A 23,950-nucleotide genomic window follows, 5' to 3' on the forward strand; every position below is an offset into this window, starting at 1 on the left:
GAACGGCGTCACTCGTGAGGGTGATTTCCCGTCCTCGGCCCCGCGGTGGGCGGGCTCAGCTGCCGGGGAGTTCGAGGTCGCTCTTGTTGAGCTCCTCGATGTTCACGTCCTTGAAGGTGAGGACGCGCACCTGCTTGACGAACCTGGCCGGCCTGTACATGTCCCAGACCCAGGCGTCAGCCATGCTGACCTCGAAGAAGACCTCGCCCTGGACCGAGTGCACCTGCATCTCGTAGTCGTTGGTCAGGTAGAAGCGTCGCTCGGTCTCGATCACGTATTTGAACAGGCCGACGACGTCGCGGTACTCCCGGTAGAGCTTCAGCTCCATCTCGGTCTCGTACTTCTCGAGGTCCTCGGCACTCATGGCATGTTCCCCTTCAGCCGTGCGTCCCCCCATTGTGCGCCAGCCGTACGCGCCCCTAGACGATTTCCGGGGCGAGCACCACCGGTGCACCGGGAGGTCCCTCGTCGAGCAGCGTGTGGAGCAACTCGGCGAGCCTGGTCGGGTACACCGTCTCACGCGCCGCCGACAGTTCGGCGGAGGTCCACCATCTCAGGCCCGCCAGACTCCGGGTCTCCAGCTCCGTGAGGGCCTGCGGCCGGGGCGCGGCCTCGGTCCCGCGGGTGCGGGCGAGGTAGTACCACTCGTCCTGGTCCCATCGGCGCCCGTCGAAGGGGAAGGAGCAGTACCGCTTCCACAGCACGGGGCCGAGGTCGACGTCGGTGATGCCGGTCTCCTCGGCGAGCTCGCGCAGGGCCGCCTGTTCCCGCGTCTCCTCGCCCTCCAGGCCTCCGCCCGGGGTGAACCACCAGGATTCCGCGGGGTCGTCCGGTTCGTAGCCGTGCAGGAGGAGGATGCGGTCGTCGGGGTCGAGCAGCACGACGCGCGCCACCCGGCGCGGAGCGGCGCCCTCGGTGCCGCCGGCCGCCGGCTCCGTCCCCGTCCCGGCCCCCGTACCGCCTTCCGTCACGTGCCCACCCTCTCCCGCCTGCCAGGTCGCGCCCCGGCCCGGCGTCCGGTCAGCAGATTCGCCACCGGACCGTACGCGGCCCCCGCGAGGATCAGTACACACCCGGCGACGATCGCGGTGAAGAGGGCCTCGAAGGGGCCCGGCCGCGAGGTGCCGCCGGGCAGGTCCGCGAAGCCCGTCGGCGGCTCCAGGAGGCCCTTGGCGGGCCAGACGACCGCGTCGACCCTGCCGACGACGGTGGAGCGGGGCACGGAACCCTGTCCGGCCTCCTCCAGGTGCGTGCGGGAGTCGAGCGAGGTGTGCCGGTCGTCGCCGAGGAGGAACAGGCTGTCCTGCGGGACGGTCACGGAGAACTCCTTGTCCGACGCGACCGTCCGGCCGCCGATCCCCGGCGTCAGGTACGGCTCGGCGACGGCCTTGCCGTCGACCGTGAGCCGCCCGTCCCGGTCGCAGCAGGCGACGGTGTCGCCGCCGACGCCGGCGACCCGCTTGACCATGGGCGAGTCGCCCCAGAGCGGGTCCTTGAAGACGACGACGTCGCCGCGGCGCACCTCGTCGCCGTCGATGCGCTGGGCGAGGATCTTGGAGCCGTCGTCGATGGTCGGCGTCATGGAGTCGGTGGGGACGGTGTACGGCTGGTAGATCAGCGCGCCCCCGACGAAGCCGCCGAGGAACAGCAGACAGCCGACGGCCACGGCCAGCCCCGACAGCACGCTGCCGAGGCGGCCGTGGCCGCCCTGGGTCCCTGTTTTTCCGCTCATGTGCATCCCCAGAGGTCTGTCGACGGTCCGGGTGGGCACCCTACCCGCGGGTTGCTACTCGGCGGTATGCCCCGCGGTGCGCTTCTTGCGGCGCCACAGCACCAGCGGCAGCGCTCCTGCGACGCTCGCCGCGCCGACGGGGGCGGCGGCCAGGGCCTGGTCGAGGGCGGGCTGGTCGAAGATGTCCGGGACCGGGAGCGTGGCCCAGCGGGTGACCGGCCAGGCGATGACGACGGCGCGGCCCACGACCTCGTCGTCGGAGACGGTGCCGCCACCCGGCAGCTGCTGGTGGAAGCGCGAGTCCAGCGAGTTCTGCCGGTTGTCGCCCATGACCCAGATGCGGCCCTCGGGGACCTTGATCGGGCCGAACGAGTCCTGGCAGGGAACGGAGCCCGGGTAGAGGTACGAGGTCTCGTCCAGCGCCACTCCGTTGAGGACGACCTTGCCGCCCTCCTTGCAGGAGACGGTGTCGCCGCCGACGGCGATGACGCGCTTGATGAGGTCCTTCTCCTCGGCGGACGGCATGAGGCCGATGAAGCTGAGGAACTTCTGCACGACGTTCGGCTTGGGTGCCTGCTGGCCCTCCAGCCAGCCGCCCGGGTCGTGGAAGACGACGACCTCGCCGCGCTCGGGCTCGGAGCCGAACCAAGGGGTCAGCTTGTCGACGAGAACCCGGTCGCCCTTCTGGAGGGTGTTCATCATCGACTCCGAGGGAATCGAGAACGCCTGCACCAGGAAGGTCTTGATCAGGAGGGCGAGTACCAGGGCGATGCCGACGAGGAGCGGCAGCTCCTTCCAGAAGGAACGCTGCTTCCTCGGGCCCCTGCCGGGGCCGTCGGCCGCCTCGTCGTGCGACACCTCGTCATCCGTCACGTCGTCACCCGTCACATCGCCGGTGGCCTCGTCGGCCCTCTTCTCGGGCTCATCGTGTCCGGATCGTGCGCCGACGGCCAAATCCCCCACATCCACTCCTCACTCCGTGCGAACGCCTGCCCCGGAACAGGGACAGGCCCACCACTCCCATAACGAGCAGAAGTTCCGCAGGGGTCGGGAGCCCGGGCAATCCGTTCAGATTCCGCTGGGACACACTATGCGACAGACCGGGCGTGGACTCGGAACTCGCACTGGCGTCCGGTACCGCCTCGAAGGTCTGCCGCTCCTCCAGCCGCCGCCAGTGCCCGAAGGGCCAGGCGATCACCACGGCGCGCCCCACGACCTGCTCCTCGGAGACGGTGCCGTGCCCCTCCTCGTCCAGGTGGAAGCGGGAGTCGGCCGAGTCGGAGCGGTGGTCGCCGAGGACGAAGATCCGGCCCTCCGGCACCTTCACCTCGAAGGGGATCTCGGACGGCTGGTTGCCGGGGTGCAGGTACGGCTCGTCCAGCGGCACGCCGTTGACGGTGAGCCGCCCGTCCTTGCCGCAACAGCGGACGGTGTCGCCGCCGACGGCGATCACCCGCTTGATGAGGTCCCGGTCGTCGGCCGAGGGCAGCAGACCGATGAAGGTCAGGGCCTGCTTGGCCTGCTTGATCCCGATCGGGTCGTCGGCGGGGGGCGTGACGTCCTGCTGGAGCCAGTTGCCGGGGTCCTTGAAGACGACGACGTCGCCGCGCTGCGGGCGGGAGCCGAACCACGGGGTGAGCTTGTCGACCAGGACCCGGTCCTCGATCCGGATCGTCTGTTCCATGGAGCCGGAGGGGATGACGAACGCCTGGACCAGGAAGGTCTTGAGGACGAGGGCGATGAGGACCGCCACCGTGATCAGGACCGGGATCTCGCGGATCGCGGAGCGCTGCCGGCGCCGCTTCACCTTGCGGGCGAGCTTGCGCCGCTCGGCGCGTCCGGGCAGGGCCGGCCCCTGGGCGGGCTCGCCTCCGCGAGCGGCTCCGCCGGACGGCCGGCCGCGGCTACCCATGGGCCCCCGCCCCGTGTCCGCCGGCCGGCGGGGCGGGTACGGCGTCGAAGGCGTCCGAGGCGGGCAGGGCGGACCAGCGGCCGAAGGGCCAGGCGATCCAGCCTGCGCGTCCGACGACCTTGTCGAGGGGGACCATCCCGCCGCCGGGGCTGCCCAGGTGGTCGCGGGAGTCGCTGGACTGGCTGCGGTGGTCGCCCATGACCCAGAGCCTGCCCGGGGGGACGACGATGTCGAAGGCGACGCTCGACGGCTGGTCGCCGGGCATCAGGTACCGCTCCTGGACGGGGACGCCGTTCACGGTGAGCCGGCCGTCCTTGTCGCAGCAGACCACCCGGTCGCCGCCGGTGCCGACGACCCGCTTCACGAAGTCGGTCTCGGCGGGCTCCGCGAGCCCGAGTGCGGCCCCGGCACCGCGCAGGAGCCCGGTGACCGGATCGCCCTCCGGTTCCTCCCGTACGAAGGAGCCGGTGCCGTCGAAGACGACGACGTCGCCCCGGCGCGGCTCACTGCCGAAACGGTACGCCAGCTTGTTGACCAGGATCCGGTCGCCGACCTGGAGGGTCGGTTCCATGGAACCGCTGGGGATCAGGAAGGGCTGCATCACGAAGTGGCTCAGGAGCAGCAGGAAGGCCATGCAGGCGGCGCCCACGAGGACCGTCCGGCGCCACGAGGGCGGGGTCACGGAGGCCTCGGAAACGCGCGCGGAGCGCGACCCTTCCTCCGTGTCGGAAGAGGGGTCGCGCTCCGTGTGCTGTGCTTCGGTGTCCATCGCTGGCAGAGCCTATCCGGCGAGCCTGTGCGAGGGCCCGGAAGCTGTGAGCGTGCCGGGAGCCTGAGCTCAGCGGTCGCGCTTCTCCTTGATCTTGGCAGCCTTGCCGCGCAGCTCACGCAGGTAGTAGAGCTTGGCGCGACGGACGTCACCGCGGGTCACGAGCTCGATCTTCTCGAAGATCGGGCTGTTCACCGGGAAGGTGCGCTCGACGCCGACGGAGAACGAGACCTTGCGGACCGTGAAGGTCTCGCTGACGCCCGAGCCCTGGCGGCGGATGACGACACCCTTGAACTGCTGGATGCGGGAGCGGCTGCCTTCGATGACGCGCACGTGGACGTTCACGGTGTCGCCGGGGCGGAAGGCGGGGAGGTCGGAGCGGAGCGCGGCCGCGTTGACCTGGTCGAGCAGGGAGGCCATGGAGGTCTCTTTCCTCGCTGATGCCACAGGTCATCAGCGGTACGTTCGGATGATCGGGATGCCGTGCGTCTCTGGCGGGCGTCGTCCCCCTGTGGCAGGGGCGCGCGCCGGACGGACGGCAGCGGCCTATTCTTCCACGTCCTGCAGCCTGCGCCAAAATCGGCCGCCGGGCTCGGGCGCCCATCCCATCATCGAGAGGATCTCGCGGTCCTTCTTGTCGAAGGCCGCCGGATCGCAGCGCTCGATGAGGTCGGGCCGGTGGGCGGCGGTGCGGCGGAAGGCCTCGTCGCGCCGCCAGCGGGCGATCTTCCCGTGGTGCCCGCTGAGGAGGACGTCGGGGATGCCACGGCCGCGCCACTCGGGGGGCTTGGTGTAGACGGGGCCCTCCAGGAGGTTGGCCATCGCCCCGGGCGCGAAGGAGTCGTCGCGGTGGGATTCGGCGTTGCCGAGGACACCGGGCAGGAGGCGGGCGACCGCCTCGGTGACGACCAGGACGGCGGCCTCCCCGCCGGCGAGCACGTAGTCGCCGATGGAGACCTCGTAGACCGGCATCCGGGTGGCGTACTCGTCCATGACCCGGCGGTCGATGCCCTCGTAGCGGGCCGGGGTGAAGATCAGCCAGGGCCGCTCGGAGAGCTCGACGGCCAGCTCCTGGGTGAAGGGACGGCCGCTGGGGGTCGGGACGACCAGGACCGGGCCGTGGGCGCCGCCCTCGTAGCCGTCGGCGAGCGCCTGGTCGAGCGCGTCGCCCCAGGGCTCGGTCTTCATGACCATGCCGGGGCCGCCGCCGTACGGGGTGTCGTCGACCGTGTTGTGCCGGTCGTAGGTCCACTCGCGCAGGTCGTGGACGTGGACGTCGAGCTGCCCCCGCGCGCGTGCCTTGCCGACGAGCGAGACGTTCAGCGGTTCGAGGTACTCGGGGAAGATCGTGACGACGTCGAGCCTCATGCCTCGTCACCCGGTTCGTCGTCGCGGGAGGAGGCGATCTCGGCGCGGTCGTCGATCAGGCCGGGCGGCGGGTCGATGACGGCCCGCTGCTCCTCCAGGTCGATCTCGGTGACGATCTCGGAGACGAAGGGGATCATCAGCTCGGTGCCGTCGGGGCGCTCGACGATGAAGAGGTCCTGCGACGGCAGGTGGGAGATCTCGGTGATCCGGCCGATCTCCGTGCCGTCGGCGAGGACGACGTCGAGGTCCATGAGCTGGTGGTCGTAGTACTCGTCCTCCTCCTCCGGCAGCTCGGCGGGGTCGATCTCGGCGATGAGGAGGGTGTTGCGCAGGGCCTCGGCGGCGTTGCGGTCGCGGACGCCCTCGAAGCGCAGCAGCAGCTTGCCGCTGTGGACCTTGCCGGACTCGATGGTCAGCGGCCCGACGGAGGCCGGGTCGGTCAGCAGTACGGCCCCGGGGCCGAGCCTGAGCTCGGGCTCGTCCGTCCGCACCTCGACGGTGACCTCGCCCTTGATGCCGTGGGCGCGGCCGATCCGCGCGACTACCAACTGCACTGCTCCACACTCTCCTGTCACACAGCTCGTACGACAAAAACGACAACGGGCCGGGGCGGGCTCGTAAGCCCTCCCCGGCCCGTGCCGGCACATCATTCAACCGATGTGGCCGACTTGTTCAGCGGACCTGGTCCACGTCGACGAGGTCGACTCGGATTCCACGGCCGCCGATGGCGCCCACGACGGTACGCAGCGCACGCGCGGTGCGGCCGTTGCGGCCGATCACCTTGCCGAGGTCGTCGGGGTGCACCCGGACCTCAAGCACGCGGCCACGACGCAGGTTGCGCGAGGCGACCTGCACATCGTCGGGGTTGTCGACGATGCCCTTCACGAGGTGCTCGAGAGCCTCCTCGAGCATGCTCAGGCCTCGGTCGACTCGGTCGACGCGGCCTCGGCCTCGTCAGCCTTCTTGTCGGCCTTCTTGGCCTTCGGGGTGATGGCCTCACCCTTGTCGTCGCCGCTCTCGAGGGTCTTCGCGAACTCGTCGAACGAGGCGCGCTTCGCCTCCTTGGTGGCGGGGACGAGCAGCGCCTTCTCGGGGGCCGGGAGGCCCTTGTGCTTCTGCCAGTCGCCCGTGAGCTTCAGGATGGCGAGGACGGGCTCGGTCGGCTGGGCGCCGACGGACAGCCAGTACTGCGCACGCTCGGAGTCGACCTCGATACGCGACGGGTTGTACGTCGGGTGGTAGAGGCCGATCTCCTCGATCGCACGACCGTCGCGGCGGGTGCGCGAGTCGGCGACGACGATGCGGTAGTGCGGCTGGCGGATCTTACCGAGGCGCTTGAGCTTGATCTTGACTGCCACTGGAGTGGTGTCTCCTGGTCTTGACGTGGTTGGGCACTTGAGATGCCACGTGGGGTTGCGGTACTCGGATGCCCGATGGACGCGTCAGCCGGAGGAGAGAGGGGTCCTGTGCGACTGTCGAGTACAGCTAGCCATTGTGCCACACGCCGCCGGGTCAGGTGGCGGCGCCCACTGTCTCCGGGATCCGGAAGGGCTTGCCGCAGCCGCCGCAGACGATCGGGGCCTGGGCCAGCACGGACGGCACCACGCGCACGTTGCGCCCGCAGTCGCAGACGGCCTTGACGCGGACGCCGCCGCCCGAGGAACCGTGGCGGGCGGCCGGGCCGCGGAAGGAGCGCTTGGTGTCGGCGGCCGTGGCGACCGTGTGGGCCTTCAGCGCCCGCTGGAGCCGCTCGATGGTGGGCCGGTAGCGGCGCCTCGCCTCCGGGTTGAGCGTGACCAGGGAGAAGCCGCTGCTCGCGTGGGGTTCCTCGGGGTGGTCGAGCCCCATCTCCTCGGCGATCGCGAGGAATCTGCGGTTGTGATAGCGGCCGGCGCGGGAGGTGTCGCGGACCCCCCGGGCGGCGGCGATGCCGTGGACTGCCTCGTGGAGCAGTCGTTCGAAGGAGAGTTCGGCGCCACAGGCGGACGAGGACTCTCCGATCAGGGACTCGGGCGCGGCAAGATCCGGCAGCTCGGAGTGGTGCCGCTGAATGTCGGCCCACGCCTGTGCCAGCTCTGCGGCGAGAACAGGTGGTGTCGTGCTCACGTCGCGTACAACGAGCCGAAGTGCCCCCGGGTTCCATTCCGGGGCATCCCAAATATTTTGCACGTACCCGTCAGTTGCCGTTGATGCGTCCTGACGAGGGCCAGTGCGTCGATCTGCGGAGAAGCCACGCAGGGGACGTCAAGCCGGTGCGTAGTGGCGCATACGCGCCGGCGCGTATCCGCGGTACGCGCGCCCCCCGTACGCGCTCCTCGTGCCCGGGCCGGAGCCGGGGACGGGTCACACCCGGAAGTGTTGCAGGGACATTACCGGGTCCCGCCGCGGGACCTCGCACCGCCCCTCCCCCGGACGAATCGGTCCGGCGCGAGCACTGGACGCCGCCCGTGATGCGCAGTTCCCTGACTACGGGGGGCTGTCGTCCAGGCACGGATTGGGGCTCTTTCCATGACACCTACGCTCGTCCCGCACCACCCCGCGCGCGACTGGGCCGAGATCCAGGAACGCATGCTCGTCCCGCTCTACGAGGCGGTGTACGAGCGCCTCGGCGTGGGAGCGGGCTCCCGGGTGCTCGGCCTCGGCTGCGGCTCAGGCCTGGCGCTGCTCATGGCGGCGGCGAGGGGCGCGCGGGTGGCCGGCGTGGACCGGGACCACGCGCGCGTGGAGCTCGCCAGGGAGCGGCTGCCCGAGGGCGTCGCGGTCACCGAGGGGCTGCCCGAGGAGCTCCCGTACGACGTGTTCACGGCCTTCCACGCGACCGACCGGATCCTCCCGGAGCTCACCGTCCTCACCCGTTCGGCGCAATCGGGCTCGACCGTCGTCCTCGGCGGCTGGGGGCCGGCGGAGCGGTGCGCCACGGAGCCGGTCCTGCGGGTCGCGTCCCGGCTCGCGGACCGCCGGCCGGGGTTCAGGGCGGATCTGGACGGCCTGGTGACCGCCGCGGGACTGCGGCCGGAGAGCTCCGGCCGGGTGGCCTGCCCCTTCGGCTACGCGAGCGAGGGCAGCGCGGTGCGCGGACTGCTCTCGACGGGCGCCTTCGACGAGGCCGTACGGGCCACCGACCTCACCCAGGTCGAGAAGGAGATCGCGGAGGCGCTGGCACCGCACCTGCGCGCGGACGGCACGGTCTGGATGCCGACCGTCTTCCGCTACGTCGTCGCCCGCGTGCGCTAGGGAGGCTTGCGATCAGGCCGGATCAGGGGGGCCTGTCCGGTTCCCCCTCGCGCCCTCCTCGTCACGGCCCCTGGGTCAGGACTCCTTGTCCAGTCGCGTGATGCCCGCCGCGCGGTAGGCCGCGGCCTCCTCCAGGGTCTCGTTCGCGAGGAGGGCCTCTGCCAGGGCGTCGAGTCGGGAGCGGTGCTCGCGGAGCTGCCGCAGGGCGCTGTCGTAGCACTCGTCGACGATGCGGCGCATCTCCTCGTCGACGGTGTCGAGGGTCGCGGGGGCCGCCGACAGGCCGTACGCCTGCTGGGCGTCGCCCGGGATGGCGGTGAGGCGGCCGACGCGCTCGCTCATGCCCCAGCGGCCCGCCATGCCACGGGCGATGTTGGTGACCTGTTCGAGGTCGCTCTCGGCACCGGTGGTGATGACGCCGAACACGACCTGCTCGGCGGCCATGCCGCCGAGGGCCCCGATGATCCGGCCGCGCAGGTAGTCCTCGGTGTAGGCGTACTTGTCGGAGTCGGGGGTCGACAGCGTGACGCCGAGGGCCCGGCCGCGCGGCACGATGGTGATCTTGCGGACCGGGTCGGCGCCGGGCTGGAGCATGCCCAGCAGGGCGTGACCGCTCTCGTGGTACGCGGTACGGCGCCGCTCCTCCGCCGGCATCACCAGCGGCCGCTCCGCGCCGAGCTGCACCTTCTCCAGGGCGTCGGAGAGGTCGGACTGGGTGACCGCCCTCTGCTCGCGCTTGACCGCGAGGAGGGCGGCCTCGTTGGCGAGGTTGGCGAGTTCGGCGCCGGTCATGCCCGGCGTCGTCCGGGCGACGTGCTCCAGGTCGACGTCCTGGGCGAGCGGGATCTCCCGGGTGTGGATCCTGAGGATCGCCTCGCGGCCGCCCCGGTCGGGCGGGTTGACGTGGACGATCCGGTCGAAGCGGCCGGGCCGGGTGAGGGCGGGGTCGAGCACGTCGGCGCGGTTGGTGGCGGCCAGGACGATCACGCCCTCGGAGCCGGTGAAGCCGTCCATCTCGGTGAGGATCTGGTTGAGGGTCTGCTCGCGCTCGTCGTGCCCGCCCATCCCGGAGCCGCCGCCGCGGGCCCGGCCGATGGTGTCGATCTCGTCGATGAAGATGATCGCGGGCGCGACCTTGCGGGCCTCGGCGAACAGCTCGCGGACCCGGGAGGCGCCGACGCCCACGATCATCTCGATGAACTCGGAGGCGGAGGCCGAGAAGAACGGCACCCCGGCCTCACCGGCGACCGCCCGCGCCAGCAGGGTCTTGCCGGTGCCGGGAGGACCCGCGAGGAGCACACCGCGGGGCATCTTGGCGCCCATCTCACGGTAGGCCTGCGGGTTCTTGAGGAAGTCGACGACGTCGTTGAGCTCGCCCTCGACCTCGTCGATGCCGGCGACGTCGGCGAACGTCGTGCGCTTGCCGCCCTCCAGCTCCACCGGCTTGGGCGGGGTCTTGCGGCCGAGCATGCCCCCGGCACCGCCCATGCCGGCGCTCATCCGCCGGGCGATGAACACCCACAACACGACGAGCAGCAGCATCGGGGCGAGCGAGATGAGCAGGTTGGCGAGGAAGCTGCGCTCCTTGACGACCGGCTCGGCGGTGACGACCACGTTCTGCTTGGTCAGCTGCGCCCACAGGTCGTCGTCGGCGAACGCCGGCCGCTGGGTGGTGAACTTGGTGTAGTCGCCGTCGCCGTCGGGCACGGGCTGCTTGTTCTTCAGCTGCCCCTGGATCGCGTCGCCCTTGGAGTAGATCTTCGTGACGTTCCCGGCCGCGACCTGCTTGTCGAACTCGGTGTACGAGATCGTCGGCCCGTCGCCGTCGTTGAAGAACGACAGGACGATGTTGGCGAGCAGGTACACGACGAGTGCGGTGAGGATGAGGCTGCCCCAGCTCCCCGGCATGCGCTTCTTCGGCGACGGGGGTGGCGGGGCCCCCTCCGAGCGCCAGGGCTGATCGGTCCGGTCGCGCGGGGGTACGGGGTTGGCCACGTGGCTCTCCTCGGGGCGGCAGTGGCCCCAGTATCGAAGAGCGGGACGAACCCGGCATCGCGGGCGGCCCGGAGGGGTGAAAAGGGGCCCGGGGCGGTTTCGCACCGCCCCGGGCCCCTTCTCGTACGAGCCGTCAGCTCATGAACTTCTTGAACTCGTCGGGGAGCTCGAAGTCCTTCGGGGTCTGCCCCGCGGCCGGGAGACCGAAGGCGCCGCCCGCCTGCGCCTGCTCACGACGCTCCGCGGCGGCCTGCTCCTCGGCCTTGCGCTTCATCGGGTTGCCGCTCTTGCGCTTGCCCTTGGCCTGCTTGACCTGCTTCTTCTGCCGGCCGGGACCGCCGCCCATGCCGGGGATGCCCGGCATCCCCGGCATGCCGCCGCCCTGCGCCATGCGCGACATCATCTTGCGGGCCTCGAAGAACCGCTCGACCAGGCCCTTGACCGCGCTGACCTCGGCGCCCGAACCCTTGGCGATACGGGCACGGCGGGAGCCGTTGATGATCGTCGGGTCCTGACGCTCGGCCGGGGTCATCGACTTGATGATGGCGGCCATGCGGTCGACGTCCCGCTCGTCGATGTTGGCGATCTGCTCCTTCATCTGGCCCATGCCGGGGAGCATGCCGAGGAGCTTCGAGATGGAGCCCATGCGACGGACCTGGTCCATCTGCGCCAGGAAGTCGTCGAGGGTGAACTCCTGGCCCTTCTTCGACGCGAGCTTCGAGGCCATCTTGGCGGCCTCTTCCTCGTCGAAGGTCTGCTGGGCCTTCTCGATGAGGGAGAGCATGTCGCCCATGCCGAGGATGCGGGACGCCATGCGGTCCGGGTGGAACGCGTCGAAGTCGTCCAGCTTCTCGCCGTTGGAGGCGAACATGATCTGCTTGCCGGTGACGTGCGCGATGGAGAGCGCGGCACCACCGCGGGCGTCGCCGTCGAGCTTCGAGAGCACGACGCCGTCGAAGCCGACGCCGTCGCGGAAGGCCTCGGCGGTGTTGACCGCGTCCTGACCGATCATCGCGTCGACGACGAAGAGGATCTCGTCGGGGCTGACGGCGTCGCGGATGTCCGCGGCCTGCTGCATCAGCTCCTGGTCGATGCCGAGGCGGCCGGCGGTGTCGACGATCACGACGTCGTACATCTTGGTCCGCGCGTACTCGATCGAGTCCTTCGCGACCTGGACCGGGTCGCCGACGCCGTTGCCGGGCTGCGGGCCGTAGAAGGCGACGCCGGCGCGGTCGGCGACCACGGAGAGCTGGTTGACGGCGTTGGGGCGCTGGAGGTCACAGGCGACGAGCAGCGGCGAGTGCCCCTGCCCCTTCAGCCACACACCGAGCTTTCCGGCGAGGGTGGTCTTACCGGCGCCCTGGAGGCCGGCCAGCATGATCACGGTCGGCGCGGTCTTGGCGAACCGCAGGCGACGGGTCTCGCCGCCGAGGATGCCGACGAGCTCCTCGTTGACGATCTTGATGACCTGCTGGGCCGGGTTCAGGGCCTGGGAGACCTCGACGCCGGAGGCGCGCTCCTTGACCTGCTTGATGAAGGACCGGACGACCGGCAGGGCGACGTCCGCCTCGAGCAGCGCGATGCGGATCTCGCGGGCGGTGGCGTCGATGTCCGCCTCGGACAGACGGCCCTTGCCACGGAGGTTCTTGAAGGTCGCTGCAAGGCGGTCGGAGAGGGTATCGAACACGGCGGTCGCGGATCCTCGGTGTCGGGGGCGGTCGGACTGCCCTCCAGGGTATCCGGCCGCTCGAAGTGTGTGCCCCCGCCCGCCCGATCCGGTGGGCGGGGCGCGTCGGTCAGCGGCTCACCGCAGCGCCTCCTCCAGGGTGCGGGCGAGGTCGACGGCCTCCGCGTCGGGGAGGAGGGAGCCGTCGGGACGGGTGACGTAGAGGGTGTCGACGGCGTTGGCGCCGAGGGTGGAGACGTGGGCGCTCCTGACGCGTACCGCCGCTCCCTCCAGGGCGCGGCCGACGCGGTGGAGGAGGCCGGGGGCGTCCTGGGCGCGGACCTCGATGACGGTGGCGAGGCGGGAGTCGGCGGCGGCGACGGTGACGCGCGGCGGCGGGGCGGTGAGGCCGCGGCGGCGCGGGTAGGCGGCGTCGCGTTCGGCGAGGCGGGCGGGGACGTCGAGGGTGCCGTCGAGGGCGCGGACGAGGTCGGCGCGGAGCCGGGCGGCCTCGGGCAGGGAGCCGTACTCGGCGGCGACGCGCCAGTCGAGGACGAGGACGGAGCCGGAACCGAGCGCGGTGGGCAGTTCCACGGCCCTGAGGTCGGCGGCGCGGACGGTGAGCCGGTGGAGGGCGAGGACGCCGGCGACGGCGGGGAGGACGCCGGGCTGGTCGGGCAGGGCGATGAGGAGTTCGACGCCGACGGGCTCGGGCTCCTCGGGCTCGGCCACGACCGGTTCGGTGTGCAGGGCGAGGACGGGTTCGCCGGTGCGGAGGGCCTCGACGGCGAGGCGCTCCTGCTCGGCGCTGGGCGCGGCGGCCTCGGGGTCGGGCGGGGTCTCGCCCGCGAGGACGCCGGCGACGCGTTTGACCAGGTCCGCGACGAGCGAGGCGCGCCAGGAGGACCAGGCGGCGGGGCCGGTGGCGAGGGCGTCGGCCTCGGTGAGGGCGTGGAGGAGTTCGAGGGTGCCGAGGGTGCCGACGGCCTGGGCGACGGACTGGACGGTGGCGGGGTCGTCGAGGTCGCGGCGGGTGGCGGTCTCGACGAGGAGGAGGTGGTGGCGGACGGCGGTGGCGATGACGCCGACGTCGGTGCGGTCGAAGCCGATGCGGGTGGCGACGTCGCGGGCGATGGTCTCGCCGGCGACGGAGTGGTCGCCGGGCCAGCCCTTGCCGATGTCGTGGAGGAGGGCGGCGACGAGGAGGAGGTCGGGACGGCCGACGCGGCGGGTGAGGGAGGAGGCGCGTACGGCGGTCTCGACGAGGTGGCGGTCGACGGTCCAGGTGTGGACGGGGTTGCGCTGGGGCCGGCAGCGGACCCGTTCCCAGTCGGGGAGCAGGAGGGTGATGAGGCCTTCGGCCTCCAGGGCCTCCCAGACGGGCACGGTCGCCTCGCCGGCGCCGAGGAGGGTGACGAGTTCCTCGCGTGCCTCGGCGGGCCAGGGCACGGGGAGGGGTTTGGCGGCGGCGGCGAGGCGGCGTACGGCGTGCAGGGAGATCGGCAGGGCGGACTGGGCGGCCGCGGCGGCGGCCCGCAGGGGCAGCACGGGGTCGCGTTCGGGCCGGGCGCTGAGGGCGAGGACGGCTTCGCCGTCCATCTCGACGACGCCTTCGGCCAGCGGGGTGCGCTCGACGGGCGGTTTGGTGCCCCCGGTGCGGCTCAGGAGGGCGCGCAGCCGGGGACGGGCGGAGCGGGCCTTGAGGACGCGGTTGACCTCGCGCCAGGTGACGTCGGTGGCGTACGAGATGGTCCGGGCGGCCTCGTACACCTCGCGGAGGAGGGTGTCGGCGTCGAGGAGGCCGAGGCGGTCGGCGACGGCGTCCTGTTCCTGGAGGGCGAGCCGGTCGGTGGCCCGTCCGGTGGCCAGGTGGAGGGCGTCGCGGGCGTCGAGGAGCCGGCGGCGGGCGTCGTCGAGCCCTTCGCGGGGGGCGTCGGCGACCCAGGAGGCGGCGACGGCGCGGAGGGCCTGGACGTCGCGGAGGCCTCCCCTGGCCTCTTTGAGGTCGGGTTCGAGGAGGAACTGCAGCTCCCCCATGCGTTCGGCCCGCTCGCGGCAGAGTTCGTCGAGTTCGGGGAGGCGTTTGGGCGCCTGGTTGCGCCAGTCGGCGAGGACGGTGGTGCGCAGGGCGGCGACGAGTGCGGCGTCCCCGGCGACGGGCCGGGCGTCGAGGAGGCCGAGCTGGACCTTGAGGTCCTCCCCGGCGGTGGCGCGGGCCTCGGCGGGGGTGCGGACGGAGTGGTCGAGGGCGAGGCCGAGGTCCCAGACGGGGTACCAGACGCTGTCGGCGAGGGCGGCGACGGCGGCCTGGTCGGCGGTGCCGTCGTGGAGCAGGAGGAGGTCGAGGTCGCTGCGCGGGGAGAGTTCGGCGCGGCCGTAGCCGCCGACGGCGACGAGGGCGACCCCGCGGGGTGGTGCGCCGGCCGCGGTGAAGAGGCCGGCCAGCCATTCGTCGGTGAGCCGGGCCAGGGCGGAACGGCGCGGCGGCCCGGACCGCTCCTTCTCGTCGAGAAGGAGCAGCCGGGCCGCCGCGTAACCGCCGGGTCCCGAATCTTCGGTCTCTGTACTCGCTTCGAGGCTCGTCACCCGGCGGCTCCTCACGTGTGCTTACAGTGCGTCCGGACCGCGCTCGCCGGTGCGGACCCGTACGGCGGTCTCGACCGGCACGCTCCACACCTTGCCGTCACCGATCTTGCCGGTTCGGGCGGCCTTGACCACGACGTCGATGAGCTGTTCGGCGTCGTCGTCCTCGACGAGGACCTCGATGCGGATCTTGGGGACGAGGTCGACGGTGTACTCGGCGCCGCGGTAGACCTCGGTGTGGCCGCGCTGGCGGCCGTAGCCGCTGGCTTCGGTGACGGTGAGGCCGTGGACGCCGAACGCCTGGAGGGCCTCCTTGATCTCGTCGAGCCGGTGCGGCTTCACGACCGCGGTGATGAGCTTCATGCGTCCACCTTCTTGTTCTCCGTGACAACCGGGGCGGGGGCGGCGGTGGAGCGCGAGGACGCACCGCCGCCGGCTCCGCTGAAGTCGTACGCGGTCTCGGCGTGCTCGACCTGGTCGATGCCGGAGACCTCGTCGTCCTCGCTGACCCGCATCCCCATCGTCTTGTCGATGATCAGGGCGAGGACGGCGGAGACGATCAGAGAGTAGGCGAGGACCGCGAAGACGCCGATCGCCTGCTTGCCGAGCTGCTCCAGGCCGCCGCCGTAGAAGAGGCCCTTGGCGTCGGACTGGACGCCGCCGGTGGCGAAGAAGCCGACGAGGAGGGAGCCGATGACACCGCCGACGAGGTGGACGCCGACGACGTCGAGGGAGTCGTCGTAGCCGAACTTGTACTTGAGGCCGACGGCCATGGCGCAGAGCAGACCGGCGATGGCGCCGATGGCGATCGCCCCGAGCGGGGAGCAGGAGCCGCCGGACGGGGTGATGGCGACGAGGCCGGCGACCGCGCCGGAGGCGGCGCCGAGGGTGGTGAAGGCGCCGTGGCGGACCTTCTCGTAGAACAGCCAGGCGAGCATGGCGGCGGCGGTGGCGACCTGGGTGTTGACGAACATCACGGCGCCCACGCCGTCGTCGTTGCCGAGCCAGGAGCCGGCGTTGAATCCGAACCAGCCGAACCAGAGGAGACCGGCGCCGAGCATGACCAGCGGAAGGCTGTGCGGGCGCATCGGGTCCTTCTTGAAGCCGACGCGCTTGCCGATGACGAGGATGACGCCGAGGGCGGCGGCGCCGGCGTTGATGTGGACGGCCGTGCCGCCGGCGAAGTCGATGACGCCCATCTCGAAGAGCCAGCCGCCGGAGCCCCAGACCCAGTGGGCGACGGGGAAGTAGACGATCGTGACCCAGAGGGTGATGAAGAGGGCCCAGGCGGTGAACTTCACGCGGTCCGCGAGGGCGCCGCTGATCAGGGCGGGCGTGATGATCGCGAACATCAGCTGGAAGACGGCGAAGACGTACACCGGGATGGTGTAGCCGTCCCAGAGCTCGGTGATGCCGATGCCGCTGAGGCCGACGTACTCGGAGGACCAGCCGATGAGCGATCCGGAGTCGGTGCCGAAGGCGATGCTGAAGCCGTAGAGCACCCACAGGATCGTGACGATCCCGAGGCTGATGAAGCTCATCATCAGCATGTTGAGGGTGGACTTGACGCGGACCATGCCTCCGTAGAAGAAGGCGAGGGCCGGGGTCATCAGCATGACCAGGGCGGAGCAGATGAGCATGAACCCGGTGTTGGCGGCGGACAGCTCGGGGGCGTCTGCTGCCAGGGTCGTGATGGCTGGTGCCATCGGCGTCTCCTCGTCGTCGGTACGGCCTGTGCGGGGCGGGGCCGGAGAGAGCGGCCGGCCGCGCGGGGCGTGGCCGGTTATGGGCCAGAGATTCGCGCAGCGCGGTTTCCGTCGATGCCGCTCGATGTTTCGGCGCAGTGACGAAGGGGTGGGACGTGTTACGCGGCCGTGAACGGCCGGGTCACGACGAGGTAACGCCCGTATCCTCCGCACGGGAAAAAACCGGCCGCGCCTGGCGTCCGTGTGACCTTGCGGCGGGGGAGCCGAGTCGGGCAGTACGGGACGTCCGGCGCGGCCGGGGTCTGTGCGGGCCGCGGGGGCGGGGCGCGGGGCCCTGGGTCAGACCGCTTCGGCGGCCTCGGGCAGGAGCTGGGTGAGCCGGTCGGTGAGCTGGACGACCTCGGCGACGTCGCTGTAGTTGCGGGCGGCGTGGTCGACGGTCTTGCGGAGGCGGGTGTTGACCCGCTCGGAGCGGATGCTGCGGGCGACCCCGAGGGCCTTCTCCGCGAGGACGACGGACTGCTCGGGCTCGCGCTTGAGGAGGTGGACGGTGGCCATGCCGATGAGGTTGAGCGCGTACGACCGCTGGTGGTCGGGGTCCTTCTCGAAGAGTTCGACGGCCCGCTCCATGACGGGCTCGGCGAGCGAGGCGTAGGTCGGCGAGCGTCCGGCGACGTAGGCGAGGTCGCGGTAGGAGTGGGAGTTCTCGCCGTTGAGCTCGGCCTCGGAGAAGAAGCCGATCCAGTCGGGCTCGGGCTCGCCGTCGAGGCCGACGTCGGCGAAGGTGTCCTCGGCCATCCGGACGGCCCGCTTGCACTTGGAGGGCTGGCCCATGTTGGCGTAGGCGCGGGCCTCCATCGCATACAGCATGGCCTGGGTGCGCGGGGTGGCGCAGTCCCGACTGCCGTACTGGGCGAGGTGGATGAGTTCGAGGGCGTCGTCCGGCCGGCCGAGGTGGATCATCTGGCGGCTCATGGACGAGAGGATGTACGACCCGAGGGGCTTGTCGCCGGCTTCCTTGGCGGCGTGCAGGGCGAGCACGAAGTACTTCTGGGCGGTCGGCTGGAGGCCCACGTCGTAGCTCATCCAGCCGGCGAGTTCGGCGAGTTCTGCGGCGCAGGTGAAGAGGCGCCTGGCGGTGGCGGCGGGCTGGGGCTCCTGGAGGAGGTCGGTGACCTCGTGGAGCTGCCCGACGACGGCCTTGCGGCGCAGTCCGCCGCCGCACTGGGCGTCCCACTTGCGGAACATGGCGGTGGTGGACTCCAGGAGGTCGAGCTCGATCTCGGAGAGCCGGTTGGGGCGGCGGGCGTCGGCGAGGGGGTCGGGCCGCCCGGCGTCGCCGGCCGGGGTGGGGACGAGCCAGCGCTGCATCGGTTCGATGAGGGCGGGTCCCGCGGCGAGCGACAGGGAGGAGCCGAGGAAGCCGCGGCGGGCGAGCATGAGGTCGCTGCGGGAGAACTCGCTGAGCAGGGCGACGGTCTGCGGCCCCGCCCAGGGCAGGTCGACGCCGGAGACGGACGGCGACTGGTGGGCGGTGCGCAGGCCGAGGTCCTCGACGGCGACGACGGAGCCGAAGCGCTCGGAGAACAGCTCGGAGAGGATGCGCGGGATGGGTTCGCGCGGCTGCTCGCCGTCGAGCCAGCGGCGCACCCGCGAGGTGTCGGTGGAGATGTGGTGCGCGCCCATCTGGCGCGCCCTGCGGTTCACCTGCCGCGCGAGCTCGCCCTTGGACCAGCCGCTGCGCACGAACCACGAGCCCAGCTGCTCGTTCGGGCGCTTGCCGGCAGTCGTACCGTCTGCGCCGTTGCCGCCCACTGGAACGCCCCCATCCACCTGATTGCCTGTCGTGCGAACCCCTATCAGAATGCCGTGTCTCGCGGCACCCGTCCGGCGTTCACACCCCTTCGAACTGGAAACCGGGTTGCCTCCGGCATACCCGCGCGCGCAAGTGGCCCCCGGGGTTCGAGTACCGAAAGTAATCCTACGATCACCCCTCTACGAGGGCGATTCAAGAAACGCCACCATTCGCCACCCCTTCGAATGAACTCGCCGCGCGTGGAACGCGATTCACTTGACATGCGAACGAACCGGAGTCGGCGGACGGAAGCGCGGAGAGGCGCGCGCGGCGGTCCGCACCACCCCGAGCACGACAGCGCGCCCCGTTCGGCGACGGAGCGTGGCGAAGGGTGACGGCGGTGCTCCGGGTCGTAACCACCGGCGCGCTCGACCCGTTGGAGGGGGCATGGGTTTCACGATCGGCGGCATTCGTGAGATGCGGTCCGGCGCACGCCGCCGCGTACGCACCACGGAGTGCACAGCGGTGGCGGAGTACACAGGACTGTGGGGCTGGGACGTGGCCCCCGGAGCGCGGGCGGTGTCCGGCCAGTGCTCCTGCGGGGACCGGGCGTGCCCGGCCCCGGGCGCGCACCCCCTCTCCTTCGCGCGACCGGTCCCGGCCGGCGCCGGACTCGACGACGCAGTGAAGGCGTGGTCCGAGTACCCGGGCGCGTCGCTGCTGCTGCCGGTGGGCAGGGCCTTCGACGTGATCGAGGTCGCCGAGGCGGCGGGCCGACGGGCGCTGGTGCGCCTGGAGCGCATGGGCCTGCCGCTCGGCCCGGTGTGCGCGACCCCGACCGGCCGGGCGCGGTTCTTCGTGGCGCCGGGCGCGGCGGCCGAGCTGCCCCAGCTGCTGTACCGGATGGGCTGGGACGACGCCGATCTGGACCTGCACTGTCTGGGCCCCGGAAGCCACATCACCGCTCCCCCGTCGGACCTGGGCGGGCTCGGGCCGGTGCGCTGGCTGCGGCCGCCGACCCTCGACACGGCGGGGGCGCCGCCGCAGGCGCGGCTGCTGCTCGGCACGCTGGCGTACATCTGCCACCGGACGCACTTCTGACCCCTGGTCACACGGAAGGGCCCCCGCCACTCGATGGCGGGGGCCCTTCCGTGTGCTCTGCGGGGTGTCAGTCGCCGATCAGGGCGTCGACGAAGGCGCCCGGCTCGAAGGGGGCCAGGTCGTCCGGGCCCTCGCCCAGGCCGATCAGCTTGACCGGGACGCCCAGCTCGCGCTGGACGGCGACGACGATGCCGCCCTTGGCGGTGCCGTCGAGCTTGGTCAGCACGATGCCGGTGATGTCCACGACCTCGGCGAAGACGCGGGCCTGGATCAGGCCGTTCTGGCCGGTGGTGGCGTCGAGGACGAGGAGGACCTCGTCGAGCGGGCCGTGCTTCTCGACGACCCGCTTGACCTTGCCGAGCTCGTCCATGAGACCGGTCTTGGTGTGCAGGCGGCCGGCGGTGTCGATGAGGACCACGTCGGCGCCCTCGGCGATGCCCTCCTTGACCGCGTCGAAGGCGATCGACGCGGGGTCGCCGCCCTCGGGTCCGCGCACGGTCCGGGCGCCGACGCGCTCGCCCCAGGTCTGGAGCTGGTCGGCGGCGGCGGCGCGGAAGGTATCGGCGGCGCCGAGGACGACGGACTTGCCGTCGGCGACGAGGACGCGGGCCAGCTTGCCGGTGGTGGTGGTCTTGCCGGTGCCGTTGACGCCGACGACCATGACGATGCCCGGGACCTCCGCGGGACTGTCGGTCTTCACCGTGCGGTCGAAGTCGCCGAGGAGGGCGACGAGCTCCTCGTGGAGCAGACCGCGCAGCTCGTCCGGGGTGCGGGTGCCGAGCACCTTGACCCGCTCGCGGAGCCGGTCCACGAGCTCCTGGGTGGGGGCGACGCCGACGTCGGCGGTGAGGAGGGTCTCCTCGATCTCCTCCCAGGTGTCCTCGTCGAGGTGCTCACGGGACAGGAGCGTCAGCAGCCCCTTGCCGAGCGAGTTCTGGGAGCGGGCGAGGCGGGCCCGGAGCCGTACGAGACGGCCCGCGGTGGGCTCGGGGACCTCGATCTCGGGAGCGGCGGGAGCCTCGGGCTCCTCGACGGCGACCGGGGCCTCGGGGGCCTCGGGGGCCTCGGCCGGGGGGAGGTCGACCTCCTCGACGGTGCGCCGTGGTTCTTCCCGCGGCGTCTCCGCCTCGTCGCCGACGTGCGGTTCGGCGGGCGGAGCGGTGATGGTCGGCGCGGTGGACGGCGGCTCGGCCGGCGGCAGCTGCTTCTTCTTGCGGCCGCTGATCACGAGCCCGCTCGTCACGGCGACCGCGACGACCAGGGCGATGACTACAGCAAGGATGAGTTCCATAACGGGTCCAGTATCGGCCACGAAGGCGCCGTAGGCGGAGCACGCGCAGCGGGCGGTTCCCCCGCGTCCGTCCGACGGGGTGCCCCCGTGCCTCACGCCTCCGAAGGCGCGACGCCCGGCGGCGCCGTGCCGTTTCCCTCCTCACCCTGCCGGCGGCGGTGATCGTGGTCGCGGGCGTGCCGTACGCGGTGCCGTCGCGGACCGCGCGGAAGGCCCCGGTGGCGGCCGCCGAAATGCGCGAGACCGTTTTCATCTGACGCCACGTCAGATAACGTCCCCCTTCCGCGCACCCGCGAAGGGGGACCTCCCATGCCGTTCAGCGTCGTACGGTTCAACCTCGTCGATCCCCGGGCGACCCCCGCGTCCCTCTCGGAGCGCTACCGGGCCGCGCTCGCCATGGCCGCGTACGCCGACGAGCACGGCGTCGACACCGTCCAGACCGAGGAGCACCACGGGGTCGAGAACAACTGGCTGCCCTCCCCCTTCGTCTTCGCGGGCGCCGTCTTCGGTGCGACGCGCAGGATCGCGGTCACCGTCTCGGCGGTCATCGGCCCGTTGCACGACCCGCTGCGCCTGGCCGAGGACATCGCTGTCCTGGACCTCCTCAGCGGCGGCCGGCTGGTCACGGTGGCGGGCATCGGCTACCGGCCCGAGGAGTACGAGGAGCGCGGGGTCGACTGGGGCCGGCGCGGCAGGCTCCAGGACGAGCTCCTGGAGACCCTGCTCGCGGCCTGGACCGGGGAGCCGTTCCCGTACCGGGGCCGTACGGTACGGGTCACCCCGCGCCCCTTCACCCGGCCGCATCCGATGCTGCTCGTCGGCGGTTCGTCGCGGGCGGCGGCGCGGCGGGCGGCCCGGCTCGGGCTTCCCTTCTTCCCGAGCGCGCACCTGCCGGAGCTCGACGCGTACTACCGGGAGCGGTGCACGGAGTACGGCACCGAGGGCTGGACGATGATGCCGGCCGAGGAGACCCCGCTGCTGCACCTGTCGGAGGACCCGGACCGGACCTGGGCGGAGCACGGGGAGCACTTCCTGCACGAGGCGCGGACGTACGCCTCCTGGCAGTCGAAGGACATCACCTCGGCGGTGCGGTCGTCCGCGACGACGGTGGCGGAGCTGCGGTCGGAGGGGGTGTACCGGGTCGTGACGCCCGAGGAGTGCCTGGCGCTCGGCCTGGAGAGCCTGGTGCTGCACCCGCTGTGCGGAGGGATGCCGGTGGAGGAGGGGTGGCGGAGCCTGCGGCTGTTCTGCGACGACGTGGTGCCGCGGCTCACGTCCTGAACGGAGCACTGCCCCGGCGCGAGGCACAGGACCTCGGGCCGGGGCAGTTCCGTGGGTGAGGAGCGGGGCAGCGGGGTTTAGCCCATCTCCTCCAACGCCTTGCCCTTGGTCTCCTTGACGTACCTGAGCACGAAGGGGATCGAGAGCACGGCGAAGACCGTGTAGATGACGTAGGTGCCCGACAGGTTCCAGTCCGCGAGGGACGGGAAGCTGGCGGTGATGGCCCAGTTGGCGATCCACTGCGCCGAGGCGGCGACGCCGAGGGCGGCGGCGCGGATCCGGTTGGGGAACATCTCGCCGAGGAAGACCCAGACGACCACGCCCCACGAGAGGGCGAAGAAGAGCACGAAGACATGGGCGGCGGCGAGCGCCACGACGCCCTGGGTCTCGGGCAGCTTGCCGTCGACGAGGTCGGCGGAGAAGGCCCAGGCCTCGACGGCCAGGGCGATGGCCATGCCGACGGAGCCGACGAGGGCGAGCGGCTTGCGGCCGACCCGGTCGACCAGGACCATCGCGATCACGGTGCCGATGATGTTGATGATCGACGTGGTGAACGAGTAGAAGAACGAGCTGGACGGGTCGATGCCGACGGACTGCCAGAGGGTCGCGGAGTAGTAGAAGGCGACGTTGATGCCGACGAGCTGCTGGAAGACCGAGAGTCCGATGCCGACCCAGACGATCGGCAGCAGGCGGAACCTGCTGCCGGCGACGAGCAGGTCCCTGAAGGTGGACTTGTGCTCGCTGCGCATGGCCCGGTCGATCTCGGCGACGCGGTGGTCGAGGTCGACACCGTGCCCCTCGACCTCGGCGAGGACCTCCTTGGCGCGGTCGGTCTTCCCGACCGAGATGAGGAAGCGGGGCGACTCGGGGATGGCGAAGGACAGCATCCCGTAGAGGAGCGCGGGCACGACCATCACGCCGAGCATCCACTGCCAGGCCTCCAGGCCGCCGATCTCGCCGCGCTGGTCGCCGTCGGCGAGCTGGAGGATGCCGTAGTTGACGAGCTGGGAGATGGCGATGCCGATGACGATCGCGGCCTGCTGGAAGGAGCCGAGACGGCCGCGGTAGGCGGCGGGGGCGACCTCGGCGATGTAGGCGGGGCCGATGACCGAGGCCATGCCGATGGCGAAGCCGCCGATGATCCGCCAGAAGGCGAGGTCCCAGAGGGCGAAGGGGAGCGCGGAGCCGACGGCGCTGACGGCGAACAGCACCGCCGAGATCTGCATGCAGCGGATGCGGCCGATGCGGTCGGCGATCCGGCCCGCGGTCGCGGCGCCGATGGCGCAGCCGATCAGCGCGATGGCGATGACCTGGGCGAGGGTCCCGGAGCCGATGTCGTAGCGGTCCCGGATCGCCTCGACGGCGCCGTTGATCACGGAGCTGTCGTAGCCGAAGAGGAATCCGCCCATCGCGGCGGAAGCGGTGATGAAGATGACGTGGCCGAGGTGGTCCGGGTGGGCGGCTCGGCCTTCGGAAGGCGGCGGCGTGGGCGCCTGCGCGGTGTGGGGCACATGGAC

23 protein-coding genes are annotated in these 23,950 nt (G+C 71.7%); 3 read left to right on the top strand and 20 right to left on the bottom strand.

Annotated elements, in window-relative coordinates; translation table 11 throughout:
- Window positions 1-55: 55 nt before the first annotated feature.
- The 12 genes from AC067A_RS23030 to AC067A_RS23085 form a co-directional block, all read right to left on the bottom strand.
- On the bottom strand, window positions 56-364 hold the full coding sequence (locus AC067A_RS23030) for a DUF2469 domain-containing protein (RefSeq protein ID WP_005311352.1): 309 nt from the start codon (window positions 362-364) through the stop codon (window positions 56-58).
- Window positions 365-419: 55 nt separating this feature from the next.
- Window positions 420-971, bottom strand: coding sequence for an NUDIX hydrolase (locus AC067A_RS23035; protein ID WP_479244362.1), 552 nt, complete (start codon window positions 969-971; stop codon window positions 420-422).
- Entirely contained in the window at window positions 968-1,732 is a 765-nt protein-coding gene (gene lepB, locus AC067A_RS23040) for a signal peptidase I (RefSeq protein ID WP_479244363.1), read from the bottom strand. The genes AC067A_RS23035 and lepB (AC067A_RS23040) overlap by 4 nt, the downstream gene beginning before the upstream one ends.
- Window positions 1,733-1,786: 54 nt before the next feature.
- Window positions 1,787-2,686, bottom strand: coding sequence for a signal peptidase I (gene lepB, locus AC067A_RS23045; RefSeq protein ID WP_479244462.1), 900 nt, complete (start codon window positions 2,684-2,686; stop codon window positions 1,787-1,789).
- Window positions 2,655-3,644 (bottom strand): signal peptidase I, encoded by a 990-nt coding sequence (gene lepB, locus AC067A_RS23050; protein ID WP_479244364.1) that lies wholly within the window; start codon window positions 3,642-3,644, stop codon window positions 2,655-2,657. The genes lepB (AC067A_RS23045) and lepB (AC067A_RS23050) overlap by 32 nt, the downstream gene beginning before the upstream one ends.
- Window positions 3,637-4,413, bottom strand: coding sequence for a signal peptidase I (lepB, locus tag AC067A_RS23055; RefSeq protein ID WP_479244365.1), 777 nt, complete (start codon window positions 4,411-4,413; stop codon window positions 3,637-3,639). The genes lepB (AC067A_RS23050) and lepB (AC067A_RS23055) overlap by 8 nt, the downstream gene beginning before the upstream one ends.
- A 69-nt stretch (window positions 4,414-4,482) precedes the next feature.
- On the bottom strand, window positions 4,483-4,833 hold the full coding sequence (rplS, locus tag AC067A_RS23060) for a 50S ribosomal protein L19 (protein WP_017235933.1): 351 nt from the start codon (window positions 4,831-4,833) through the stop codon (window positions 4,483-4,485).
- Between the two features lie 126 nt (window positions 4,834-4,959).
- Window positions 4,960-5,781, bottom strand: coding sequence for a tRNA (guanosine(37)-N1)-methyltransferase TrmD (trmD, locus tag AC067A_RS23065; RefSeq protein ID WP_479244366.1), 822 nt, complete (start codon window positions 5,779-5,781; stop codon window positions 4,960-4,962).
- Window positions 5,778-6,335, bottom strand: coding sequence for a ribosome maturation factor RimM (gene rimM, locus AC067A_RS23070; protein ID WP_479244367.1), 558 nt, complete (start codon window positions 6,333-6,335; stop codon window positions 5,778-5,780). The genes trmD and rimM overlap by 4 nt, the downstream gene beginning before the upstream one ends.
- Window positions 6,336-6,453: 118 nt before the next feature.
- The gene (locus AC067A_RS23075; protein ID WP_005311361.1) at window positions 6,454-6,693 is read right to left on the bottom strand and encodes an RNA-binding protein; all 240 of its coding nucleotides are present in this window, start codon (window positions 6,691-6,693) and stop codon (window positions 6,454-6,456) included.
- A gap of 2 nt (window positions 6,694-6,695) precedes the next feature.
- Window positions 6,696-7,139 (bottom strand): 30S ribosomal protein S16, encoded by a 444-nt coding sequence (gene rpsP, locus AC067A_RS23080; RefSeq protein WP_053644511.1) that lies wholly within the window; start codon window positions 7,137-7,139, stop codon window positions 6,696-6,698.
- 154 nt (window positions 7,140-7,293) lie between these two features.
- Entirely contained in the window at window positions 7,294-7,887 is a 594-nt protein-coding gene (locus AC067A_RS23085) for a hypothetical protein (RefSeq protein ID WP_479244368.1), read from the bottom strand.
- Window positions 7,888-8,289: 402 nt separating this feature from the next.
- On the opposite strand from AC067A_RS23085, the gene AC067A_RS23090 reads away from it, so the two are divergent.
- The gene (locus tag AC067A_RS23090; RefSeq protein ID WP_479244369.1) at window positions 8,290-9,015 is read left to right on the top strand and encodes a methyltransferase domain-containing protein; all 726 of its coding nucleotides are present in this window, start codon (window positions 8,290-8,292) and stop codon (window positions 9,013-9,015) included.
- Window positions 9,016-9,090: 75 nt separating this feature from the next.
- On the opposite strand, the gene ftsH is transcribed toward AC067A_RS23090, so the two are convergent.
- The 6 genes from ftsH to nsdA all read right to left on the bottom strand — a co-directional run bounded on the left by ftsH (window position 9,091) and on the right by nsdA (window position 18,780).
- Window positions 9,091-11,010: an ATP-dependent zinc metalloprotease FtsH gene (ftsH, locus tag AC067A_RS23095; RefSeq protein WP_479244370.1), complete on the bottom strand. Its 1,920-nt coding sequence runs from the start codon at window positions 11,008-11,010 to the stop codon at window positions 9,091-9,093.
- 133 nt (window positions 11,011-11,143) lie between these two features.
- A complete protein-coding gene (gene ffh / locus AC067A_RS23100; protein ID WP_479244371.1) occupies window positions 11,144-12,697 on the bottom strand; it encodes a signal recognition particle protein in 1,554 nt (517 codons plus the stop codon).
- A gap of 117 nt (window positions 12,698-12,814) precedes the next feature.
- Window positions 12,815-15,262: a [protein-PII] uridylyltransferase gene (locus tag AC067A_RS23105; RefSeq protein WP_479244372.1), complete on the bottom strand. Its 2,448-nt coding sequence runs from the start codon at window positions 15,260-15,262 to the stop codon at window positions 12,815-12,817.
- Window positions 15,263-15,283: 21 nt separating this feature from the next.
- Window positions 15,284-15,622 (bottom strand): P-II family nitrogen regulator, encoded by a 339-nt coding sequence (locus AC067A_RS23110; protein WP_004924863.1) that lies wholly within the window; start codon window positions 15,620-15,622, stop codon window positions 15,284-15,286.
- A complete protein-coding gene (locus tag AC067A_RS23115; protein ID WP_479244373.1) occupies window positions 15,619-16,965 on the bottom strand; it encodes an ammonium transporter in 1,347 nt (448 codons plus the stop codon). Before AC067A_RS23115 ends, AC067A_RS23110 begins: the two co-directional genes overlap by 4 nt.
- 339 nt (window positions 16,966-17,304) lie before the next feature.
- Window positions 17,305-18,780, bottom strand: coding sequence for a transcriptional repressor NsdA (gene nsdA, locus AC067A_RS23120; protein ID WP_479244374.1), 1,476 nt, complete (start codon window positions 18,778-18,780; stop codon window positions 17,305-17,307).
- 427 nt (window positions 18,781-19,207) lie between these two features.
- Here nsdA and AC067A_RS23125 point away from each other — a divergent pair, with 427 nt between their 5' ends.
- On the top strand, window positions 19,208-19,861 hold the full coding sequence (locus AC067A_RS23125; protein ID WP_479244375.1) for a bifunctional DNA primase/polymerase: 654 nt from the start codon (window positions 19,208-19,210) through the stop codon (window positions 19,859-19,861).
- A gap of 67 nt (window positions 19,862-19,928) precedes the next feature.
- On the opposite strand, the gene ftsY is transcribed toward AC067A_RS23125, so the two are convergent.
- Window positions 19,929-21,152: a signal recognition particle-docking protein FtsY gene (gene ftsY, locus AC067A_RS23130; protein ID WP_479244376.1), complete on the bottom strand. Its 1,224-nt coding sequence runs from the start codon at window positions 21,150-21,152 to the stop codon at window positions 19,929-19,931.
- Window positions 21,153-21,461: 309 nt separating this feature from the next.
- Between ftsY and AC067A_RS23135 the strand changes: the two genes are divergently transcribed.
- Window positions 21,462-22,433 (top strand): LLM class flavin-dependent oxidoreductase, encoded by a 972-nt coding sequence (locus AC067A_RS23135; protein WP_479244377.1) that lies wholly within the window; start codon window positions 21,462-21,464, stop codon window positions 22,431-22,433.
- 77 nt (window positions 22,434-22,510) lie between these two features.
- Here AC067A_RS23135 and AC067A_RS23140 read toward each other — a convergent pair whose 3' ends face one another.
- Window positions 22,511-23,944 carry a sugar porter family MFS transporter gene (locus AC067A_RS23140; protein WP_479244378.1) on the bottom strand — a complete coding sequence of 478 codons (1,434 nt, stop codon included), beginning with the start codon at window positions 23,942-23,944 and terminating at the stop codon, window positions 22,511-22,513.
- Window positions 23,945-23,950: the final 6 nt, after the last annotated feature.

The organism is Streptomyces sp. NPDC043176, assembly GCF_056436715.1.

Excerpts from the sequence above, each read along its gene's own strand:
- AC067A_RS23110 (WP_004924863.1), bottom strand. The coding sequence starts at position 15,622 with ATGAAGCTCATCACCGCGGTCGTGAAGCCGCACCGGCTCGACGAGATC.
- lepB (WP_479244365.1), bottom strand. The coding sequence starts at position 4,413 with ATGGACACCGAAGCACAGCACACGGAGCGCGACCCCTCTTCCGACACG.
- rplS (WP_017235933.1), bottom strand. The coding sequence starts at position 4,833 with ATGGCCTCCCTGCTCGACCAGGTCAACGCGGCCGCGCTCCGCTCCGAC.
- AC067A_RS23090 (WP_479244369.1), top strand. The coding sequence starts at position 8,290 with ATGACACCTACGCTCGTCCCGCACCACCCCGCGCGCGACTGGGCCGAG.
- AC067A_RS23125 (WP_479244375.1), top strand. The coding sequence starts at position 19,208 with ATGGGTTTCACGATCGGCGGCATTCGTGAGATGCGGTCCGGCGCACGC.
- trmD (WP_479244366.1), bottom strand. The coding sequence starts at position 5,781 with ATGAGGCTCGACGTCGTCACGATCTTCCCCGAGTACCTCGAACCGCTG.
- ftsY (WP_479244376.1), bottom strand. The coding sequence starts at position 21,152 with ATGGAACTCATCCTTGCTGTAGTCATCGCCCTGGTCGTCGCGGTCGCC.
- AC067A_RS23030 (WP_005311352.1), bottom strand. The coding sequence starts at position 364 with ATGAGTGCCGAGGACCTCGAGAAGTACGAGACCGAGATGGAGCTGAAG.
- AC067A_RS23075 (WP_005311361.1), bottom strand. The coding sequence starts at position 6,693 with ATGCTCGAGGAGGCTCTCGAGCACCTCGTGAAGGGCATCGTCGACAAC.
- AC067A_RS23115 (WP_479244373.1), bottom strand. The coding sequence starts at position 16,965 with ATGGCACCAGCCATCACGACCCTGGCAGCAGACGCCCCCGAGCTGTCC.
- AC067A_RS23135 (WP_479244377.1), top strand. The coding sequence starts at position 21,462 with ATGCCGTTCAGCGTCGTACGGTTCAACCTCGTCGATCCCCGGGCGACC.
- lepB (WP_479244363.1), bottom strand. The coding sequence starts at position 1,732 with ATGAGCGGAAAAACAGGGACCCAGGGCGGCCACGGCCGCCTCGGCAGC.
- lepB (WP_479244364.1), bottom strand. The coding sequence starts at position 3,644 with ATGGGTAGCCGCGGCCGGCCGTCCGGCGGAGCCGCTCGCGGAGGCGAG.